The 16778-nt window shown below is 63.4% G+C and carries 17 protein-coding genes; 15 read left to right on the plus strand and 2 right to left on the minus strand.

Going from position 1 to position 16778, the window contains the following annotated elements; genetic code table 11:
- The first annotated feature begins 16 nt into the window (after positions 1-16).
- From cpaB (ACZ9J7_RS01200) to ACZ9J7_RS01265, 14 genes are all read left to right on the plus strand, one after another.
- Positions 17-793: a Flp pilus assembly protein CpaB gene (gene cpaB / locus ACZ9J7_RS01200; protein ID WP_476206359.1), complete on the plus strand. Its 777-nt coding sequence runs from the start codon at positions 17-19 to the stop codon at positions 791-793.
- A complete protein-coding gene (locus tag ACZ9J7_RS01205) occupies positions 790-1989 on the plus strand; it encodes a CpaE/TadZ family protein (protein ID WP_476206360.1) in 1200 nt (399 codons plus the stop codon). The genes cpaB (ACZ9J7_RS01200) and ACZ9J7_RS01205 overlap by 4 nt, the downstream gene beginning before the upstream one ends.
- Positions 1986-3458 carry a CpaF family protein gene (locus ACZ9J7_RS01210; protein WP_476206362.1) on the plus strand — a complete coding sequence of 491 codons (1473 nt, stop codon included), beginning with the start codon at positions 1986-1988 and terminating at the stop codon, positions 3456-3458. Before ACZ9J7_RS01205 ends, ACZ9J7_RS01210 begins: the two co-directional genes overlap by 4 nt.
- A gap of 4 nt (positions 3459-3462) precedes the next feature.
- Positions 3463-4404 carry a type II secretion system F family protein gene (locus ACZ9J7_RS01215; protein WP_476206364.1) on the plus strand — a complete coding sequence of 314 codons (942 nt, stop codon included), beginning with the start codon at positions 3463-3465 and terminating at the stop codon, positions 4402-4404.
- Positions 4405-4413: 9 nt separating this feature from the next.
- Complete coding sequence (locus ACZ9J7_RS01220) at positions 4414-5298, plus strand: type II secretion system F family protein (protein WP_476206366.1); 885 nt, start codon at positions 4414-4416, stop codon at positions 5296-5298.
- Between the two features lie 262 nt (positions 5299-5560).
- Positions 5561-5800, plus strand: a complete 240-nt coding sequence (locus ACZ9J7_RS01225) for a Flp family type IVb pilin (RefSeq protein ID WP_141159792.1) — start codon at positions 5561-5563, stop codon at positions 5798-5800.
- A gap of 115 nt (positions 5801-5915) precedes the next feature.
- Positions 5916-6329: a TadE/TadG family type IV pilus assembly protein gene (locus tag ACZ9J7_RS01230; protein WP_476206368.1), complete on the plus strand. Its 414-nt coding sequence runs from the start codon at positions 5916-5918 to the stop codon at positions 6327-6329.
- The gene (locus ACZ9J7_RS01235) at positions 6317-7291 is read left to right on the plus strand and encodes a pilus assembly protein TadG-related protein (protein ID WP_476206370.1); all 975 of its coding nucleotides are present in this window, start codon (positions 6317-6319) and stop codon (positions 7289-7291) included. Before ACZ9J7_RS01230 ends, ACZ9J7_RS01235 begins: the two co-directional genes overlap by 13 nt.
- Before the next feature lie 26 nt (positions 7292-7317).
- Positions 7318-8067: a Flp pilus assembly protein CpaB gene (gene cpaB / locus ACZ9J7_RS01240; protein ID WP_476206372.1), complete on the plus strand. Its 750-nt coding sequence runs from the start codon at positions 7318-7320 to the stop codon at positions 8065-8067.
- The gene (locus ACZ9J7_RS01245; RefSeq protein ID WP_476206374.1) at positions 8064-9257 is read left to right on the plus strand and encodes a CpaE/TadZ family protein; all 1194 of its coding nucleotides are present in this window, start codon (positions 8064-8066) and stop codon (positions 9255-9257) included. Before cpaB (ACZ9J7_RS01240) ends, ACZ9J7_RS01245 begins: the two co-directional genes overlap by 4 nt.
- Positions 9257-10741, plus strand: coding sequence for a CpaF family protein (locus ACZ9J7_RS01250; protein WP_476206376.1), 1485 nt, complete (start codon positions 9257-9259; stop codon positions 10739-10741). The genes ACZ9J7_RS01245 and ACZ9J7_RS01250 overlap by 1 nt, the downstream gene beginning before the upstream one ends.
- A 10-nt stretch (positions 10742-10751) precedes the next feature.
- Complete coding sequence (locus ACZ9J7_RS01255; RefSeq protein WP_476206377.1) at positions 10752-11684, plus strand: type II secretion system F family protein; 933 nt, start codon at positions 10752-10754, stop codon at positions 11682-11684.
- A 7-nt stretch (positions 11685-11691) separates the two neighbouring features.
- A complete protein-coding gene (locus ACZ9J7_RS01260) occupies positions 11692-12576 on the plus strand; it encodes a type II secretion system F family protein (protein WP_307362590.1) in 885 nt (294 codons plus the stop codon).
- A 94-nt stretch (positions 12577-12670) separates the two neighbouring features.
- The gene (locus tag ACZ9J7_RS01265) at positions 12671-13153 is read left to right on the plus strand and encodes an Hpt domain-containing protein (protein ID WP_476206380.1); all 483 of its coding nucleotides are present in this window, start codon (positions 12671-12673) and stop codon (positions 13151-13153) included.
- Positions 13154-13156: 3 nt separating this feature from the next.
- Here ACZ9J7_RS01265 and ACZ9J7_RS01270 read toward each other — a convergent pair whose 3' ends face one another.
- Positions 13157-13939, minus strand: a complete 783-nt coding sequence (locus ACZ9J7_RS01270) for a response regulator transcription factor (RefSeq protein ID WP_476206382.1) — start codon at positions 13937-13939, stop codon at positions 13157-13159.
- A gap of 251 nt (positions 13940-14190) precedes the next feature.
- Between ACZ9J7_RS01270 and ACZ9J7_RS01275 the strand changes: the two genes are divergently transcribed.
- Positions 14191-15852, plus strand: a complete 1662-nt coding sequence (locus ACZ9J7_RS01275) for a sensor histidine kinase (RefSeq protein ID WP_476206384.1) — start codon at positions 14191-14193, stop codon at positions 15850-15852.
- Positions 15853-15866: 14 nt separating this feature from the next.
- Here the strand turns inward: ACZ9J7_RS01275 and ACZ9J7_RS01280 are convergent, their stop codons facing one another.
- A complete protein-coding gene (locus ACZ9J7_RS01280) occupies positions 15867-16760 on the minus strand; it encodes a tRNA pseudouridine synthase A (RefSeq protein ID WP_476206385.1) in 894 nt (297 codons plus the stop codon).
- Positions 16761-16778: the final 18 nt, after the last annotated feature.

A 16778-nucleotide genomic window follows, 5' to 3' on the forward strand; every position in this document is an offset into this window, starting at 1 on the left:
CAAAGGAGTACCCACAGTGAAATCTCGCCTACTGGGAGGCATTGCAGCACTGGTGCTGGCAATCATTGGAACTGCCCTGTTGGTCGTCTATGTCCAGGGCGCCGACGCTAGAGCTGCACAGGGGCTCAACCCCGTGAAAGTTCTCGTCGTCAAGGAGGCCGTCCCTGCCGGCACCAAGGTTGAAGACTTGGGCGGCAAGGTTAAGGTCGAAGAGCTTCCGCAGTCTGCCGTACCGGCAGCTGCACTCGAAAGCCTGGATGGCCAGTCGGGACGTGTTACCGCCTCCGCCCTCCAAACCGGCGAACAGCTGCTTGCAGCAAAGCTGGTGGACCCGAAGGAACTGGTACCGGGCACCGTGCCGGTGCCGGACGGCCTACAGGAGGTTACATTCCTCCTGGCCCCCGAGCGGATCCTGGGCGGCCGACTGGAAGCGGGCGACGTGGTCACTGTGTACAGCTCATTCAAGACTGACGACAACATGCCCGCGGATGCCAACGTCCCAGCTGAAGTGAAGGGCTGGAAGCAGTCCACCGGGCTGCTGTTCCACGACGTGCTGGTCACTGCCGTCCAAAAAGCCGCACCCGATGACAGCAAGAACTCGTCCAACTCCTCGGGTGATTCAACGGTGGCCATGCCGAATGGTTCCGCCTTCGTAACGGTGGCCAGGAGCGACGCCGACGCCGCAAAGATGGTCTTCGGGGCAGAATACGGCACACTGTGGCTCTCGAAGCAGACCGACAAGAGCACCAAGACGCAGCCTCCCGTGACGACCTTTGGCGGGCTGTACCGGTGAGCCGCTTCGTAGCCATAACCGGGGTGCGGGACTTCGAGTCCCGAGTGCGGGAGGCGGTATCGACTGCCCTCCATGGGGACCTGGAAACTCTCAGCCCGGCCATTCTGTCGGGCGGACCGGAGGACGTATTCCGGCAGCTGACAGGGGCACCGCCTGAAGTTCTGATCCTGGGGCCGGGCGTCAGCGAAGAAGACGCGCTGAAACTGGCCACCGTCTTTGACCTCCAGTATCCGGAGATCAGCCTGCTCCTGGTTGCGGAGCCCTCCCCTGAGCTGGTGCTCCGTGCCATGCACTCAGGTATCCGGGACGTTTTGAGGCCAGATATCGAGGTGAACGACCTGCGGGTCCTGCTCGAACGGGCCTGCCTGGCATCTGCCAGCCGGCGGCGGGGAATGTCGTTGCCCACGGACCCGGGGCAGGAACGGGGCCGGGTCATCGCCGTCATGTCACCGAAGGGCGGAGTCGGCAAGACGACAGTCGCCACCAACCTCGCGGTGGGATTGGGCAAAGTAGCGCCGATGAGCGTCGTCCTTGTCGATCTGGACCTCCAGTTCGGCGATGTTGCATCCGGTTTGTTGCTCGAGCCCGAGCACTCGATCACCGATGCCGTTCATGGGATTGCCTCCCAGGACTCCATGGTCCTCAAGGCATTCCTGACCGTGCACCCCGCCGGGATTTACGCGCTCTGCGCTCCCCGGACTCCGGCCGAAGCCGATTACATCACCGGCGAGCACGTGGGCCGGCTGCTCGAGCAACTGGCCAGTGAATTCAAATATGTCGTGGTAGATACCGCGCCGGGCCTGGGCGAGCACGTACTCGCCACGTTGGAACAGGCCACCGACGGGGTGTGGGTCTGCGGGATGGACGTTCCAAGTGTCCGTGGGTTGCGAAAGTGCTTTGGAGTACTGAAAGAACTGCAGCTGATGCCCCAGGGACGGCACACCATCCTCAACTTTGCGGACCGCAAAAGCGGACTGTCCGTCCAGGATGTGGAAGCCACCGTTGGCGTCCCTGTTGACGCTGTCATCCCGCGGTCCCGGACGCTCCCGTTTTCAACGAACCGCGGCATACCGGTCCTCCAAGCGACCACCAGGGATGCCGCGGCCAAAGGGCTGAAGAAGCTCGTAGATCGGTTTGATCCCGAGTGGGTATCCTCCCCACGCACCAAGCTGCACCGAAGGGTGGTTGTGTCATGAAACTCTCAGATAGGCTCGCTGGCTCTCAAGGCAATTCCGACGGGCCAAACGCCACACCGCCCAACGGCCGCACGCTGTCTGAAATGTCGAAGACAGGCACCCAACCTGAAAGCACATCCTTTACCCCGGCTGGCGCCCCGGTTCCAGGTTCGCCGCTGGGTGGCAACCTCACAGCACCGCCTATCGATGCGCTTGCCGGGCTCAAACAAAGGGCAGCCTTGGCACTCTTTGATCGTCTCGGCACGCGCTTCGGGGACACGTCGTCGTCGGACGAGGAATTGCGGACCATAGCCGTCGATGAACTCTCCGCAGTCATCGACGACGAGCAGGTGCCACTTTCGCCCGAAGAACGCCGCAGGCTCATTCGCGAGATTGCAGACGAGGTGATGGGGTACGGTCCCCTGCAGAAGCTGCTCGAAGACCCGTCCGTGACAGAAATTATGGTCAACAAGTACGACCAGATCTACATCGAGCGCGGCGGCCACTTGAGCCTGACCGGATCGCAGTTCAGCTCCGACGACCACCTCCGAAAAGTGATAGAGCGCATCGTTTCCAGGGTGGGCCGGCGCATCGACGAATCGTCGCCGCTGGTCGATGCCCGGCTTGAGGACGGTTCCCGCGTCAACGCGATCATTCCTCCGCTGGCAGTCAACGGGCCTTCGCTGACCATCAGGAAGTTCAGCCACGTACCCCTCACAGTCCGGAACCTCATCGACTGGGGCTCCTTGACCCCGGAGATGGCTGAATTGCTGAGTGCGTGTGTCCAGGCCCGGTTGAACATCATCGTTTCCGGCGGAACCGGTACGGGCAAAACCACGCTGCTCAACGTACTGTCATCCTTCATCCCCGAAGACGACCGCATTGTCACCATCGAGGACGCAGTGGAACTCCAGTTGCAGCAGGAGCACGTGGTCCGCCTGGAGAGCCGGCCTCCGAATATTGAGGGGAAAGGTGCGATTGGAATCCGGGAACTTGTCCGCAACTCCCTTCGCATGCGTCCCGACCGCATCATCGTAGGCGAGGTCCGCGGCGGCGAGTCGCTGGACATGCTGCAGGCCATGAACACAGGCCACGACGGCTCCCTGTCCACAGTCCACGCAAATTCACCCCGGGACGCCATCGCCCGCCTGGAGACTCTCGTCCTCATGGCCGGTATGGATCTGCCCCTGAGGGCTATCCGCGAACAGGTTTCATCGGCAGTCGACCTCATCATCCAGGTCACCCGCCTGCGTGATGGCAGCCGCAGGGTCACGCACGTCACGGAAGTCCAAGGAATGGAAGGTGACATCGTCACCCTCCAGGATGCGTTCCTCTTCGACTACTCAGCCGGAGTTGACCAGCACGGAAGGTTCCTGGGCAAACCAATCCCCACGGGTATTCGCCCCAGGTTCCTTGACCGGTTCTCAGAACTCGGCATTGGTGTCTCCCCAGCCGTATTCGGCGCCGCAGTTCCGGCCGGCAGGAGGTAGGTCAATGGACTCGCCCCTGGTTTTCGCCGGTGCCATCAGTCTGTGCTTTGGCGCCCTGCTGGTCCTGGTGATCGTTGTCCTCAGGCCTCGGTATGCCGCCATTCCACTCCAACGCCGCAGGCCCGACGGACAGCCGGACCCGTCCACGCTGTCAAAGTTTTCGGAATCAGCGGCCAACGCGATGGGTGGCCTGATCGGGAAGTCCGGCGGCCCCTACAGCCGCGAACTTCTCTACAACGCCGGCGTGAAAATGACGCCTGCTGAATTCAGCGCCTTCGTGGCTGCGGTGACCGTAGCTGTTGGGCTGCTGTCCAGCCTCGCGACTAACCTCGGATTCGGAATCTTGCTGGCGCTCGCAACGCCGTTCGTGGCCAGGCTGGTGCTCACAGTCCGACGGGACAAGCGCCGGAGCAAATTCGACGGGCAACTGATCGGCACCATTCAAATGCTGATCGGGGGGTTGCGTGCCGGCCACAGCGTGATGCGGGCAATCGAAGCCGCAGCGAACGAGTCCGAGTCGCCCACATCAGAGGAACTGACCAGGATCGTCAACGAGACGCGAATCGGCAAAGATGCCCGGGAGGCCATCGACGACGCTGCCACGCGGATGGACAGCGAAGACTTTCGGTGGATCGGGCAGGCTATCCAGATTAACCGCGAAGTCGGCGGAGACCTCGCGGAGGTCCTGGACCAGGTGGCCGGCACGATACGCGAGCGCAGCGAAATCAAAGGCCACGTGCGGTCACTCAGCGCGGAAGGAAAGATGTCCGCTTACATCCTCATGGCGTTGCCGGTTGGGGTCGCGTTCTTCGTCGGAATGGTCAACCCGGGCTACTTGGACGTCTTTGTCCAGAAACCGATCGGCTGGTTCCTCCTGGGCCTCAGTGCACTGATGTTCATCATCGGCGGCTTCTGGATGAGCCGCATCGTCAAGATCAAGTTCTAAGGATCGAAAATGACTCCAATCGCTTGGTTGATAATTGCCACGGTTATCCTTCCACTCACCTATTTCGTCTGGTCATGGGCCACGCTTGACCGAAAAGGGGCCCTCGCCATCCGGGGAAACCTTGGGCGCGGCTTCAACGTTGGAGGTCGCGACGCCGGACAGCAGGCTCCGATCCTCCTGGGAATATCAAAAAGGCTTACGCCAGGCAGCTACGAGGCCAAATTGGACCACTGGCTTTCACTGGCCGGACGCCCCGCTTCCATGCCGCTGGATAAGTTGATCGTCTCAAAACCGCTGCTGTCCCTTGCCGGTGCGCTGGCAGGAATCGTCGTACTCACCAACTCGTTTACTTCGATGAACATCGCAGTGGCGATCTTCATGACCGTCTTCTTCTACTTTGTCCCTGACCTGCTGGTCTACAACAAGGCGATTAAGCGGCAGGAAGCGATCGAACTGGAACTGCCGAACACCTTGGACCAAATGCTGATCGCTGTGGAAGCCGGGCTTGGCTTCGAATCGGCAATGGCCCGTGCAGGCTCCTATGGTGGCGGACCTCTGGCCCAGGAGCTCGTGCGCACCTTGCAGGATATCCAGGTTGGGCGGCCCCGACACGAAGCCTACGACGCAATGGCGGCCAGGACTTCAGTGCCGGACTTGAAGGGCTTCGTAAGGGCCGTGGTGCAGGCCGACAAGTACGGTATCGGCATCGCTAAAGTCCTCCGTGCACAGGCAAAGGATGCCCGCGTAAAGCGGCGGCAGCGTGCAGAAGAAAAAGCGATGAAGCTCCCGGTGAAGGTCTTGTTTCCCCTGATCTTCTTCATCTTCCCCGTACTGTTCATCGTTCTGCTGGGGCCCGCCGCTATCAACATCATCGAAGCCTTCAGCCGTGTTTGAAAGAAGCAGGTAACGCGCCTCGCGGCGCCATTAGACCGGACCCCCTCGGCACCCAGAACCGAGGGGGTCCTTTTTGTGTGCCTGCAAGTCGGGAAAGCCCAGCTTCAGCCCAGTAATAGCCAAGCAAAAGCGCAGGAAGTGTGCACGGCGTAAAGGCTTTGCGCAGGATGTTGCAAGATCGGGTCAACGTCGGATCAAGCGTTGCTAACTTCGTTGAAGCGCTGGTGCTGGGCCAGCCAATCCGTCTCGCTCAGGAGTCAAAATGCTTTCTCTTTACACGAACCTCTCCGTCCGCCTTCGCAGCGAAAAGGGAGCCACCGCCGTTGAATACGGCATCATGGTCGCTCTCATTGCCGTCGTCATCATTGCTGCAGTCACCCTCCTCGGCGGCACGCTGAGCACCATGTTCGAACAGGTCAAGTGCCAGGTCGGCGGCGGCGCGTGGACGGCCACTGCTCAGACTGCCACAACTGCTGCCACTGGCACCTGCGCGGCCAAATAGGGTCGCGCAGAATTTACTTGCGCCGCAAAAGCAAGAACGCTTCAAGTGGCGGCGGCAATATGCCGTCGCCACTAGATGTTCTCAAGCACTCTTGGTCAACCGAAAGGTTTGGGTCATGCCCAGGGCATCCGAACGAGGCGCGGCCGCAGTCGAGTTCGCGATCGTGGTGCCGGTCCTAATAACGCTCCTATTGGGGATTATGGAATTCAGTCGCGTCTATAACGCTCAAGCTTCGCTTTCAGCCGCAGCCCGCGAGGCTGTCCGAGTTATGGCAATGGCTGATCGAACGGCTACGGCCCAGGCGGCTGCTCAAATAAACGCTAGAACGGCAGCCAAGAACACAGCCGTTTCTTTGCAACCAGGACTGCAGGACAGCGCCATCCAATTTGGCGCTGCGTGCCCTTCAACGATCCCTTCAGGAACAAGTCCGCAGACCACCGTCACCATTACGTACAGCCTGTCCACGCTTACGGGAATTGCCGGACCATTCACCCTGACCGCCAAAGGAGCCATGCTGTGCGGCGGTTAATTCAGCGAAACACCAAGGCCAGTCCTGAACGCGGGGCGGTAAGCGTAATCGTAGCCATAATGCTGGTGGTTCTTCTCGGTTTCGCGGCCATCGCAGTGGATGTCAGCATGCTGTACGCGGAGCGAACGCAGCTTCGAAATGGGGCGGATGCAGCCGCTCTCGCGATTGCCCAAAAATGTGCCAAGTATCCCAATGATTTGAACTGCTCGACGACCGCGCCCCTCGCTTCCAATCTCGCCAACCTCAATGCAAACGACGGTCTTAGCAATATCAAGTCCATAGCCTTCGGATCATCAAGCGGACCCGTGACAGTAACAGTTGGTAGCCAAGAGTCGGGCCACGCACCTAACCAGGTTTCCCTATTTTTCGCCAATATTTTTGGGATGAAGACGGCTGAAGTCAACGCCAGCTCAACAGCAGCATGGGGGACGCCCTCCAAAGGCCCAGCGATCCTGCCCTTAGCGATTGCCTACTGCAAACTGGACATTCCCCTCGACGGGACAACCGGCGCTGTGCAGGTTCTGGATCAGTCGACGCCGGCGTGCAACAACAAACTTCCCGGTGGATTCGGCTGGATCACGACCACTGGGACAAGTTGCTCAGTCACCATGACCGCAGGCCAATCAAACAACTCCGGGATCTGGTTCGACAGTGACCCTGGCGCCAGTGCCCCGTCAATTTGCGGCACCGCCGATTTCAACCAGATGAACGACCAGACCGTGCTCCTGCCGTTGTTTGATTTGGCGACGGGCACCGGCACCGCGGTCAAGTATTACGTGAAAGGGTTCGCCGCCTTCCACGTAACCGCCTACCACTTTTCCAACTTCAACTGGTCCACCGGCAGCAATATCCAGAACAAGATGATCCGCGGCTACTTCGTAAAATTCGTCTCCTTGTCGCAAGCCTTTGAACTTGGCAGCGCCCCTAATTACGGGGCTTCAATCGTCCGTCTCACCCCATAGCCAGTAGAAAGAATCAGGAGCAGTCAGTGAAGTCTCGTATGTTGGCCGGTGTCTCAGCAATCGTGCTGGCCATCATCGGAGCGGTCCTCATCGTCACCTACGCCCAAGGTGCCGACCAGCGCGCAATGGAGGATATGGATCCGACTGGCGTACTTGTGGTGATTAAGGCCGTGCCGGCAGGTTCTTCCCTCGATATTGTCAGGGCGTCCGTAGCTGTTCAGCAGGTGCCAGCCACGGCTGTCTCCAAGACCGCCCTCAAAAACCTCGATGACTCCACTGGCAAGGTGGCTGCTGTGGACCTGGTTCCCGGCGAGCAGCTTCTAAAGGAACGTCTCGTTGACCCAGCAGACGCCAAGTCCAGCAGTGCCGCGAAGGTACCAGCAGGGTTGCAGGAAGTAACCTTCGAGCTGGAACCGAAGATGGTGGTTGGTGGCCGTCTTGAAGCCGGCGACCATGTGGCCATTGGATTCAGCTTTGCGGGCGGCGCGGACAAGAGCAAGCCCGGTGAGCCCACCACGCAACTCTCGCTACGCAAAGTCCTCGTCACGGCCGTACAGCGCGCCGCGCAGCCAACTGCCAAGCCCACCGACGGCACAAACCCGCAGGACACAACACTTCCCCAAGGTTCTTTCATGGTGACCGTGGCGGTGAGTGACGTAGATGCAAGCAAGATCATCTACACGAACCTCAATGGCAGCCTCTGGCTCACCAAGGAACCCCTGGACGCCCAGGACAACGGCGGCTTCATCGCCAGGAAGGACAACGTGTACAAATGAGCCGCTTCGTCCTCCTCTCCCCCAACGGCGACTTCGACCAGAAACTGCGCGCCGCCGTCGCCAACGGCCTGCGCGGCACCGTCCAGACCATCGCGAGCGACATCCTCCCCGCAGGCCCGGCGGAACTGTTCGCGCTCCTCAACCAGGAGCAGCCGGAAGTGCTGATCATCGGCCCGGACGTCCCCTACGAGGAAGCGCTGCGGTTCGCCAAGGTCTTCGACGTCCAGCTCCCCGGCCTCAGCCTGGTCCTGGTCAGCGACGTGGACCCCGACTACCTCCTCTACGCCATGCGCGCCGGCATCCGCGACATCCTCAGCCCGCAGGCCGACGCCGCGGAAATCCGGGTGCTGCTGGAACGCGCCTGCCAGTCCTTCGCCACCCGCCACCGCGGCCCGGAGGCACAGCAGGCGGAGAGCGGCAGCGGCCTGGTCATCGGCGTGTTCTCCCCCAAGGGCGGCGTGGGCAAGACCACTTTGGCCACCAACATCGCCATCGGCCTGGGCCAGATCGCGCCCATGAGCGTGGTCATCGTGGACCTGGACCTGCAGTTCGGGGACGTCGCCTCCGGCCTCTACCTCAACCCGCAGCACACGGTCACGGACGCCGTTACCCCTGCCGCCGCCCAGGACTCCCTGGTCCTCAAGGCCTTCCTCACGGTCCACCCGGCGGGCATCTACGCGCTCTGCGCCCCGCCCAACCCCGTGGACGCGGACCACATCACTCCGGAACAGATCGGCCACCTGCTGGAACAGCTGGCCCAGGAATTCCAGTACGTGGTCATCGATACGGCCCCCGGCATGCCGGAGATCGGCCTCGCCGCCATGGAACAGTGCACGGACGTGGTCTGGGTCAGCGCCATGGACATCCCCAGCCTGCGCGGCCTCCGCTCCGGCCTTGAGGTCCTGCGCCAGCTGGACATCATGCCCGAATCGCGGCACGTGGTCCTCAACATGGCCGACGCCAAATCCGGCCTGAACGTCCGCGACGTCGAATCCACCATCGGCGCCCCCGTGGACGTCAGCGTCCCCCGCTCCCGCGCCGTGGCCCTGTCCACCAACCGCGGCATCCCCGTCCTCCAGGAATCCAAAAAGGACCCCGCCGTCAAGAGCCTCCGCCAGCTCGTGGAACGCTTCAACCCGGCATGGCGCACGCAGGCCCAGCGGAAACTTCACCGAAGGGTGGTCATCTGATGAAACTCTCCGACCGCATCAACGCCGTCCAATCGCGCAACCAGGCGGCCGGGACTGCGCTGCTGGAGCCGCCCCGCCCGGCCCCCGCACCCTCGCCCTCCCCCGCGGAAAGCACGGAGCGGCACCAACCGGCGCATGCCGCCGTCGCCCATTCAACGCACGACGCCGGCACCCCCTTGGTGCCCGCGGCACCCAGGGTGGACGTCTTCGCAGCCATGAAGGACAGGGCGGCCACCGCCCTGTTCGAACGGATGGGGACGCGCTTCAACGACGCCGCCGTAAGTGAACGGGAGCTGCGGAGCACTGCCAAGGAAGAACTCACCCGCATCGTCGACGCCGAGCAGGTGCCGCTGACCCCCGAGGAACGCACCCGCCTGGTCCAGGACGTTGCCGACGACGTCCTGGGCTACGGCCCCCTCCAGCGCCTCCTGGACGATCCCGCCGTCACCGAAATCATGGTCAACCGTATGGACCAGATCTATGTGGAACGCAAAGGCAAGCTGACGCTCACCGAGTCGCGCTTCAGCTCCGAGGAGCACCTGCGCAAGGTCATCGAACGGATCGTTTCCAAGGTGGGCCGCCGCATCGACGAGTCCTCCCCGCTGGTGGATGCCCGCCTGGAGGACGGTTCCCGTGTGAACGCGGTCATTCCGCCGCTGGCCGTCGGCGGCTCCTCGCTGACCATCCGTAAATTCAGCAAAACCCCGCTGACCGTCCGGAACCTCATCGACTTCGGCACCCTCACGCCCGAAATGGCCGAGCTCCTGAACGCCTGCGTCAAGGCCAAGCTGAACATCATCGTCTCCGGCGGTACCGGCACGGGCAAGACCACGCTGCTGAACGTCCTGTCCTCCTTCCTTCCCCACGACGAACGGATCGTCACCATCGAGGACGCGGTGGAACTGCAGATCCAGCAGGAGCACGTGGTCCGGCTGGAAAGCCGCCCGCCCAACACCGAGGGCAAAGGCGAAGTCACCATTCGCGAACTCCTCCGCAATTCCCTCCGTATGCGCCCGGACCGGATCGTGGTGGGCGAGGTCCGCGGCGGCGAATCGCTGGACATGCTCCAAGCCATGAACACCGGCCACGACGGCTCCCTCTCCACCGTGCACTCCAACTCGCCCCGCGATGCCGTGGCCCGCCTGGAAACCCTGGTGCTCATGGCCGGGATGGACCTGCCGCTGCGCGCCATCCGGGAACAGATCGCCTCCGCCGTGAACCTCATCGTCCAGATCTCCCGGCTCCGCGACGGCTCCCGCCGGATCACCCACGTCACGGAGGTCCAGGGCATGGAAGGGGACATCGTCACCCTCCAGGACGCCTTCATCTTCGACTACTCGGCAGGTGTTGACGCGCAGGGCCGGTTCCTGGGCCGGCCCGTAGCCACCGGCATCCGTCCCCGCTTCATCGACCGGTTCGAGGACCTGGGCATCCATGTTTCACCCGCGGTGTTTGCGACGCCGCTGGGTCCGGGCGTGAAATAGGGACGGGCCCATGATCATCGCCATAGGAAGCGTTATCCTCCTCGCAGCCATCTGCCTGCTGGGCGTCGCCGTGCTCCTGCCAAGCGCACCCTCGGTGCCGCTGGACCGCCGTCGCCCGTTTGAACCCGAGCCGCCATCCTCGCTGACCCGCGTGGCCTTGTCCGCAGTCAGGTCCTTCGAACGCCTCCTCGCCGGCCGAAACGTCAAGCTCTTCGCCCGGGCCGAACTGGAGAACGCAGGCCTGCGGCTCAGTCAGGCCGAGTTCTTCCTCCTGGTGGGGATCGGCGCCTGCGTCGGCATGCTGGTGGGCCTGGTCACGGTTGGCCCCGTCATGGGACTGCTGCTGGCCCTGCTGGCACCCTTCGTCGGCAAACTGGTCCTCGGATTCCTGGCCAGCAAGCGCCGCACCGCCTTCGACAGCCAGCTGGGCGACACCCTGCAGCTGCTCTCGGGCGGCCTGCGCGCAGGGCACAGCATTCTGCGCGCCATCGACGCCGCGGCGACCGAGTCGCAGAAGCCCACTTCCGAGGAAATGCGGCGGGTGATCACCGAGACCAGCCTTGGCCGCGACCTGCTCGCCGCCCTCAACGACACCGCCGACCGAATGAAGAACGAGGACTTCGTGTGGATCTCGCAGGCCATCCAGATCAACCGCGAGGTGGGCGGCAATTTGGCCGAGGTGCTGGACCAGGTCAACGAAACCATCCGCGAGCGCGCAGAGATCAAGGGCCACATCAAGGCTTTGGCCGCGGAAGGCAAGTTCTCCGCCTACATCCTGATCGCCATGCCGTTCGGCATTGTGGCCATGCTGTTGGCCGTGAGCCCCAACTACATGAACGCGATGTTCACCCATCCGCTGGGCTGGGTGATGATCGGTGCCTCCTTTGTCCTGATGACCATCGGTGCGCTGTGGATGCGCAAGATTATCGACCTGAAGTTCTGAGGACCCCATGAACCTCATCGTCCTGCTCTCCGTCCTGCTGGTCTGCATCCCGCTCGGGGCTATGGCCTGGTCCGTCCTCACCGTGGACAAGCAGGGCCGCGTCGCGGTTACCGACCTCCTCTCCCGTGGCGCCCCGCCGGCCGCAGTTGCACCTGCATCCACGCCGAGCCTGTTGGAAGGCATCGGCCGGCGCCTAACGCCCCCGGCCTACGTGGCCTTCCTGGACCGGCTGCTGTCCCTCGCCGGCCGGCCCGCCTCAATGCCGCTTGGAAAGGTGCTGGGGTCCAAGCTCGCCCTCGGCCTGGCGGGCGTGGCGGTGGGCGGCTGGCTCGCGGGCATCGGAAGCAGCCCGTTGATGAAGCTCGCCGGCATCTTCGTCCTGGTCCTTGGCTACTTCATCCCGGACCTCCTCCTCTACAGCAAAGGCCAGGAGCGGCAGAAGGCCATGCAGCTTGAACTGGCCAACACGCTGGACCAGATGCTGATCTCCGTGGAGGCAGGGCTCGGCTTCGAAGGCGCCATGGCCCGCGCCGGCGAGAATGGCAAGGGCCCGCTGGCCGAGGAACTGGTCCGCACCCTCCAGGACATGCAGGTGGGACGCAGCCGCCGTGAGTCCTACATCGCCCTGGCGGAACGGACCAGCATCCCTGAGCTGCGCAGCTTCGTGCAGGCAGTGGTCCAGGCCGACACGTACGGCATCGCCATCAGCCGGGTCCTGCGTGTCCAGGCGAAGGTAATGCGCGTCAAGCGGCGCCAGCGGGCCGAGGAAAAAGCCATGAAACTGCCGGTTATGATCCTTTTCCCGCTGTTGTTCTTCATCTTTCCGGTCCTCTTCATCGCCATCCTGGGACCGGCCGTGATCAATACGGTGATGACGTTCAGCGGACAATAATCGATACGCAGGGCGACGGCAAGGTTGCCTCAAGGTTTACACAGAATGATAAGAAATTGGACGCCGAAGGATTTCCAGGAAGTAGCCTTGAACAATGCAGAGTCAGGATCCCGGTTCCAGCGGAAAGAGCCCCGCTGTGGACTCCCCGCTGGCCGGGGTCCCGCTGCCTGCCGCTCCAGGGCCGGCGGCACGCACGGCGCTCTCACTCGAAGCGGCTGCGCTCTTGCCGTTGATTGACGCAGCCGTGCTGGCCGAACTCGAGGACGAACTGGCCGGATCAGGACTGGCCCAGCGTTTCGCCCGCGACTACGCCGCCATGTGGGACCTGCGCCTGGCGCGGCTGGGAACAGCCGTGGGCACCCAGGACGAGGCCGCTGCCCTGGATGCCGTCATTAGCCTGAAGATCAGCTCTGCCATGGTGGGCGGTGTCCGGCTGGCCAGGCTCGCCGAAGTCCTCGAAGGCCTGATCCGGAAGGGCGACTTTGTCCAGGGCCAGGCCATGATGCCCGGGGTGGCCCAGGACGGAGCCCGGACGGTGTCCGAGCTCCAGTCGACCTACATCCTGGAAAAAGGCTGACGCTCAGGCGTCATCGGGCCTGCGCGGTGCGAGCCGGTAGCCTACCCCGCGGACGGTCTGCAGCCAGCGCGGAGACAGCTGGTCCTCCTTGAGCTTGCGCCGCAGGTTTCCCACATGCACCTCCACGGCCCGCTCATCCGCCTCGCTGATGTACGTGTCGTGGTCATAGAAGTCGCCCCGTACGGCGCGCACCAAGTCAGCCCTGGTGCACACGGCACCGCCGCCCTTGAGCAGGACGTGCAGCAGGTCGAATTCACTGCGGGTCAGTCCCAGCGGCTCACCCTTGACCTCCACCGTGCGTGTCCGGTGGTTCAGGAGGAGGCCGTTGTGCTGCAGCACCGCCGGGTCGGCGTGTATGGCAGGGGCCGCGGCCTGTCCCCAGTGCGACGGGGACGGCTGCTCCCCCGCGACCTCGTGCCGGGGCCTGCGCATCATTGCCGCCACCCTGGCCCGGAGTTCCCGCGGCCTGAAGGGTTTGGCAATGTAGTCGTCCGCGCCGGCATTCAGAGCCGACAGGAGGTCCGGTTCTTCCGTCCGTCCCGTCAGCATCACCACGTACGCGTTACTGAAATTCCGGATTCGCCGCAAAACCTCGAAGCCGTCAATATCCGGCAGGCCAATATCGAGCGTAACAACGTTGGCCTGCTTGCTGCGGACCACCTCAACCCCGGCCCGCCCATCAACAGCTGTATGCACTTCGAAGCCCGCTTGTGTCAGTACGCCTTCCAGGAGGTTCCGTACATCCGCGTCATCTTCGATTACTACAGCTACACCAAGATCGTCCATTGCTATCCCTGCGCCAGGCGGAGATGGCCCCCCATTGGCCCAGCGCCAATGCCATTCCCGCTCCAACCATTTATACGCTACTAGTAAGCCCTGCTGATCACATCTGAATTCGCCCCGAAAATTGAAAAGTCAATTATTATGACAAGACGTGTGCAGTATGGAGCGGAAAGGGTAAGAAGCGGGGTAGGGAAAGCAATAGAAAGACCCGGCGGGGCCTGCCATCCAGTTGTGAAGGGGTACGAGTCAGAAACATGGCTGAGCCATTGTTCCACCGCGGGCCCGGCCGCATCTTCCGGCGGCTGGGACCACGCGCCCAAGTGGTGCTGTGCCAGCTTCCCCTGACCGTGGTGGTGGCCGTCATCGCACTGATCACGCCCTCCGCGTGGCCATCCTTGTTGGGAAGTCCCTGGTACGGGGCCGGCGTGGCCCTGCACGGACTCCTGTTCCTGGCGTGCTTCCTGGTTCCCTGGGAACGCCTGCCGCACAGGCCGTACCTGCTGGTCCCCGTCCTGGACTTCCTGGCGATTGGCCTTATGCGCAACGGCGCGGCCCCGCTCCTGCCCGGGTTGGCCGTCCTGGTGGTTTTCCCGGTCATCTGGCTCTCCGCTTCCGGAATGCTGGCCCGCAGCAGCCTGGTCCTCAGCTTCCTGGGGCCGTTCTTCATCATGGCTCCCACAGCGATTGGCCATCTTCCCGCCGTCACCGCATCAGACCTCACCACGGTGGTGCTCTTCCCCGTGATGATGCTCGCCGTTTCTTTGGCGATCCGCTTCGCGAGCGTGAACCTGCGCCTGCAGCAGCGCGAGCTGGCAGAGAAGGACCGTGAGCTCCGGAACCTGCTGGCGGCAAGCCGGGAACGGGAGAAGCTGCTTGAAACCGTCCTGGACGCCACCGACGTCGGAATTGCCGCTGTCGACCGTTCCGGCCACTTCCTGGTGTCCAACAGCCGCCAGCGCAACTTCCGCCGCGCCACGGGCGCTGACGACGCCATCCCGGGCCAGGGGCACCAGCTCATCTTCGGCCAGGACCGGCGGACGCTGCTTCCGCCTGACCGCCGGCCCATCAGCCGCGCCATGGCGGGGGAATCCTTCGCCGACTACCTGGTGTGGGCCGGTGAAGGCCCGGATCAGCGCGCGGTATCCACGGCGGCGCGTCCATTGGTCAGCGAGGACGGCAGGCTCACCGGAGCCGTTGTGGTCTACACCGACGTCACGGGCTGGGTGGAATCCCTAGCCGCCAACCAGGACCTTATCTCCAACGTCTCGCACGAGTTCAAGAACCCCCTGAACTCCATCATTGGCAACGTGGACCTGGTCCTGGAAGAGGCGGACAGCCTGCCACCGCACCTGGCCCAGCGGCTCCTGGTGGTCCAGCGGAATGCTGAGCGGCTCCTGGAGCTGGTGGCCGACCTCACCGCCACCACCGCCCTGAACGTCCACCCCAAGCGGACAGACCTCGCCAGCCTGGTGGAGACCAGCCTCAGTTCGGCGCTGGCCTCGGCGCAGCGGTCCCATGTGGAGATCGCAGCCGACGTCCCCTCACCGTTGTGGGCCTACGCGGACCCGCTGAGGATCGGGCAGGTGCTGGACAACCTGGTCTCGAACGCCATCAAGTACTCACCGGACGGTGGACGGATCAGCATCAGCGCGACGACGGATCCGCAGTGGGTGCGGCTGAGCGTCAGCGACACCGGGATGGGCATCTCCGACGACGACGCCGCCAAGGTCTTCAACCGCTTCTTCAGGACCGAAGCGGCGCAAAAGGCGGCCATCCCGGGTGCAGGCCTGGGCCTCTCCATCACCCGGATGATCGTGGAGCGCCACGGCGGCAGCATCATGTGCGAGAGCGGGGAAGGCCAGGGCAGCACGTTCACGGTGACGCTCCCCGCAGAGGGTCCGCCGCCGTCGTTCTAGCACGCGACAAAGGATCAGTGCTCGCGGACGGCCCTGGTCTGTTCGGCGCGGGCCAGCATTTCGCCGTCCGAGGGGTAGGCCACTTCCTCCAGCACCAGAGGATGGGGAGCGGCGAGGACCGATTTGGCGTCCCGCTTCTGCAGCAGCAGACGCTCGTGCAGCCAGCCCGGTTCTTCAATGCCTTCCCCCACATACAGCGCCGAGCCGATGAGGGCCCGCACCATGTTGTGGCAGAACGCGTCCGCCTGGACGGTGGCCACAACGACGCCGTCCTCGCCGCGCCGGAACTCAAAACGCTGCAGTTCCCTGATGGTGGTGGCTCCTTCGCGGGGCTTACAGAAAGACAGGAAATTCTGCAGGCCCAGCAGCTGTGATGCACCCTGGTTCAACAGGTCCACGTCCAGCGGGTTCTTGTGCCACAGCGTGAAGTACCGCTCCAGCGGGTCCCACAGGGCGGGCCCGTCGGCGATCCGGTAGCTGTAGCGCCGCCAGAGCGCGGAGAAGCGTGCGTCGAAGCCCGCGGGTGCCGGCGAGATTTTGTGGACCTCCACCGCCCCGTGCAGATCACCCAGGGACCGGTTCAGGGCACCGCGGAGGCGGCGCAGCATGGCGACGGCGGGATCAAGTTCGTGCCCGCGCGGCATTCCCAGCCACTCGGCCCCGGTAAGGTCCAGGTGCACCACCTGGCCGCGGGCGTGCACGCCGGCGTCGGTCCGGCCCGCAACGGTGACCCGCACCTGGCGCCGGACCAGCAGCTCGATGGCTTCCTCCAGGACCCCCTGGACGGTCCGTCGGCCGGGTTGCAGCGCCCACCCGCTGAACGGGCCGCCGTCGTACGAAAGATCAAGCCGGATACGCAAAAACCCGCCGCCCCCTGAAACGGGGGCCGCGGGTTTTTGGTGGTTCACAGACCTAAGTCTATGCGA

Source organism: Pseudarthrobacter sp. TE9888, from assembly GCF_056279345.1.

Coding starts and splice junctions, on each gene's coding strand:
- ACZ9J7_RS01220 (WP_476206366.1), top strand. CDS start 4,414: ATGACTCCAATCGCTTGGTTGATAATTGCCACGGTTATCCTTCCACTC.
- ACZ9J7_RS01270 (WP_476206382.1), bottom strand. CDS start 13,939: ATGGACGATCTTGGTGTAGCTGTAGTAATCGAAGATGACGCGGATGTA.
- ACZ9J7_RS01225 (WP_141159792.1), top strand. CDS start 5,561: ATGCTTTCTCTTTACACGAACCTCTCCGTCCGCCTTCGCAGCGAAAAG.
- ACZ9J7_RS01250 (WP_476206376.1), top strand. CDS start 9,257: ATGAAACTCTCCGACCGCATCAACGCCGTCCAATCGCGCAACCAGGCG.
- ACZ9J7_RS01210 (WP_476206362.1), top strand. CDS start 1,986: ATGAAACTCTCAGATAGGCTCGCTGGCTCTCAAGGCAATTCCGACGGG.
- ACZ9J7_RS01215 (WP_476206364.1), top strand. CDS start 3,463: ATGGACTCGCCCCTGGTTTTCGCCGGTGCCATCAGTCTGTGCTTTGGC.
- ACZ9J7_RS01260 (WP_307362590.1), top strand. CDS start 11,692: ATGAACCTCATCGTCCTGCTCTCCGTCCTGCTGGTCTGCATCCCGCTC.
- ACZ9J7_RS01265 (WP_476206380.1), top strand. CDS start 12,671: ATGCAGAGTCAGGATCCCGGTTCCAGCGGAAAGAGCCCCGCTGTGGAC.
- ACZ9J7_RS01245 (WP_476206374.1), top strand. CDS start 8,064: ATGAGCCGCTTCGTCCTCCTCTCCCCCAACGGCGACTTCGACCAGAAA.
- ACZ9J7_RS01275 (WP_476206384.1), top strand. CDS start 14,191: ATGGCTGAGCCATTGTTCCACCGCGGGCCCGGCCGCATCTTCCGGCGG.
- ACZ9J7_RS01230 (WP_476206368.1), top strand. CDS start 5,916: ATGCCCAGGGCATCCGAACGAGGCGCGGCCGCAGTCGAGTTCGCGATC.
- ACZ9J7_RS01255 (WP_476206377.1), top strand. CDS start 10,752: ATGATCATCGCCATAGGAAGCGTTATCCTCCTCGCAGCCATCTGCCTG.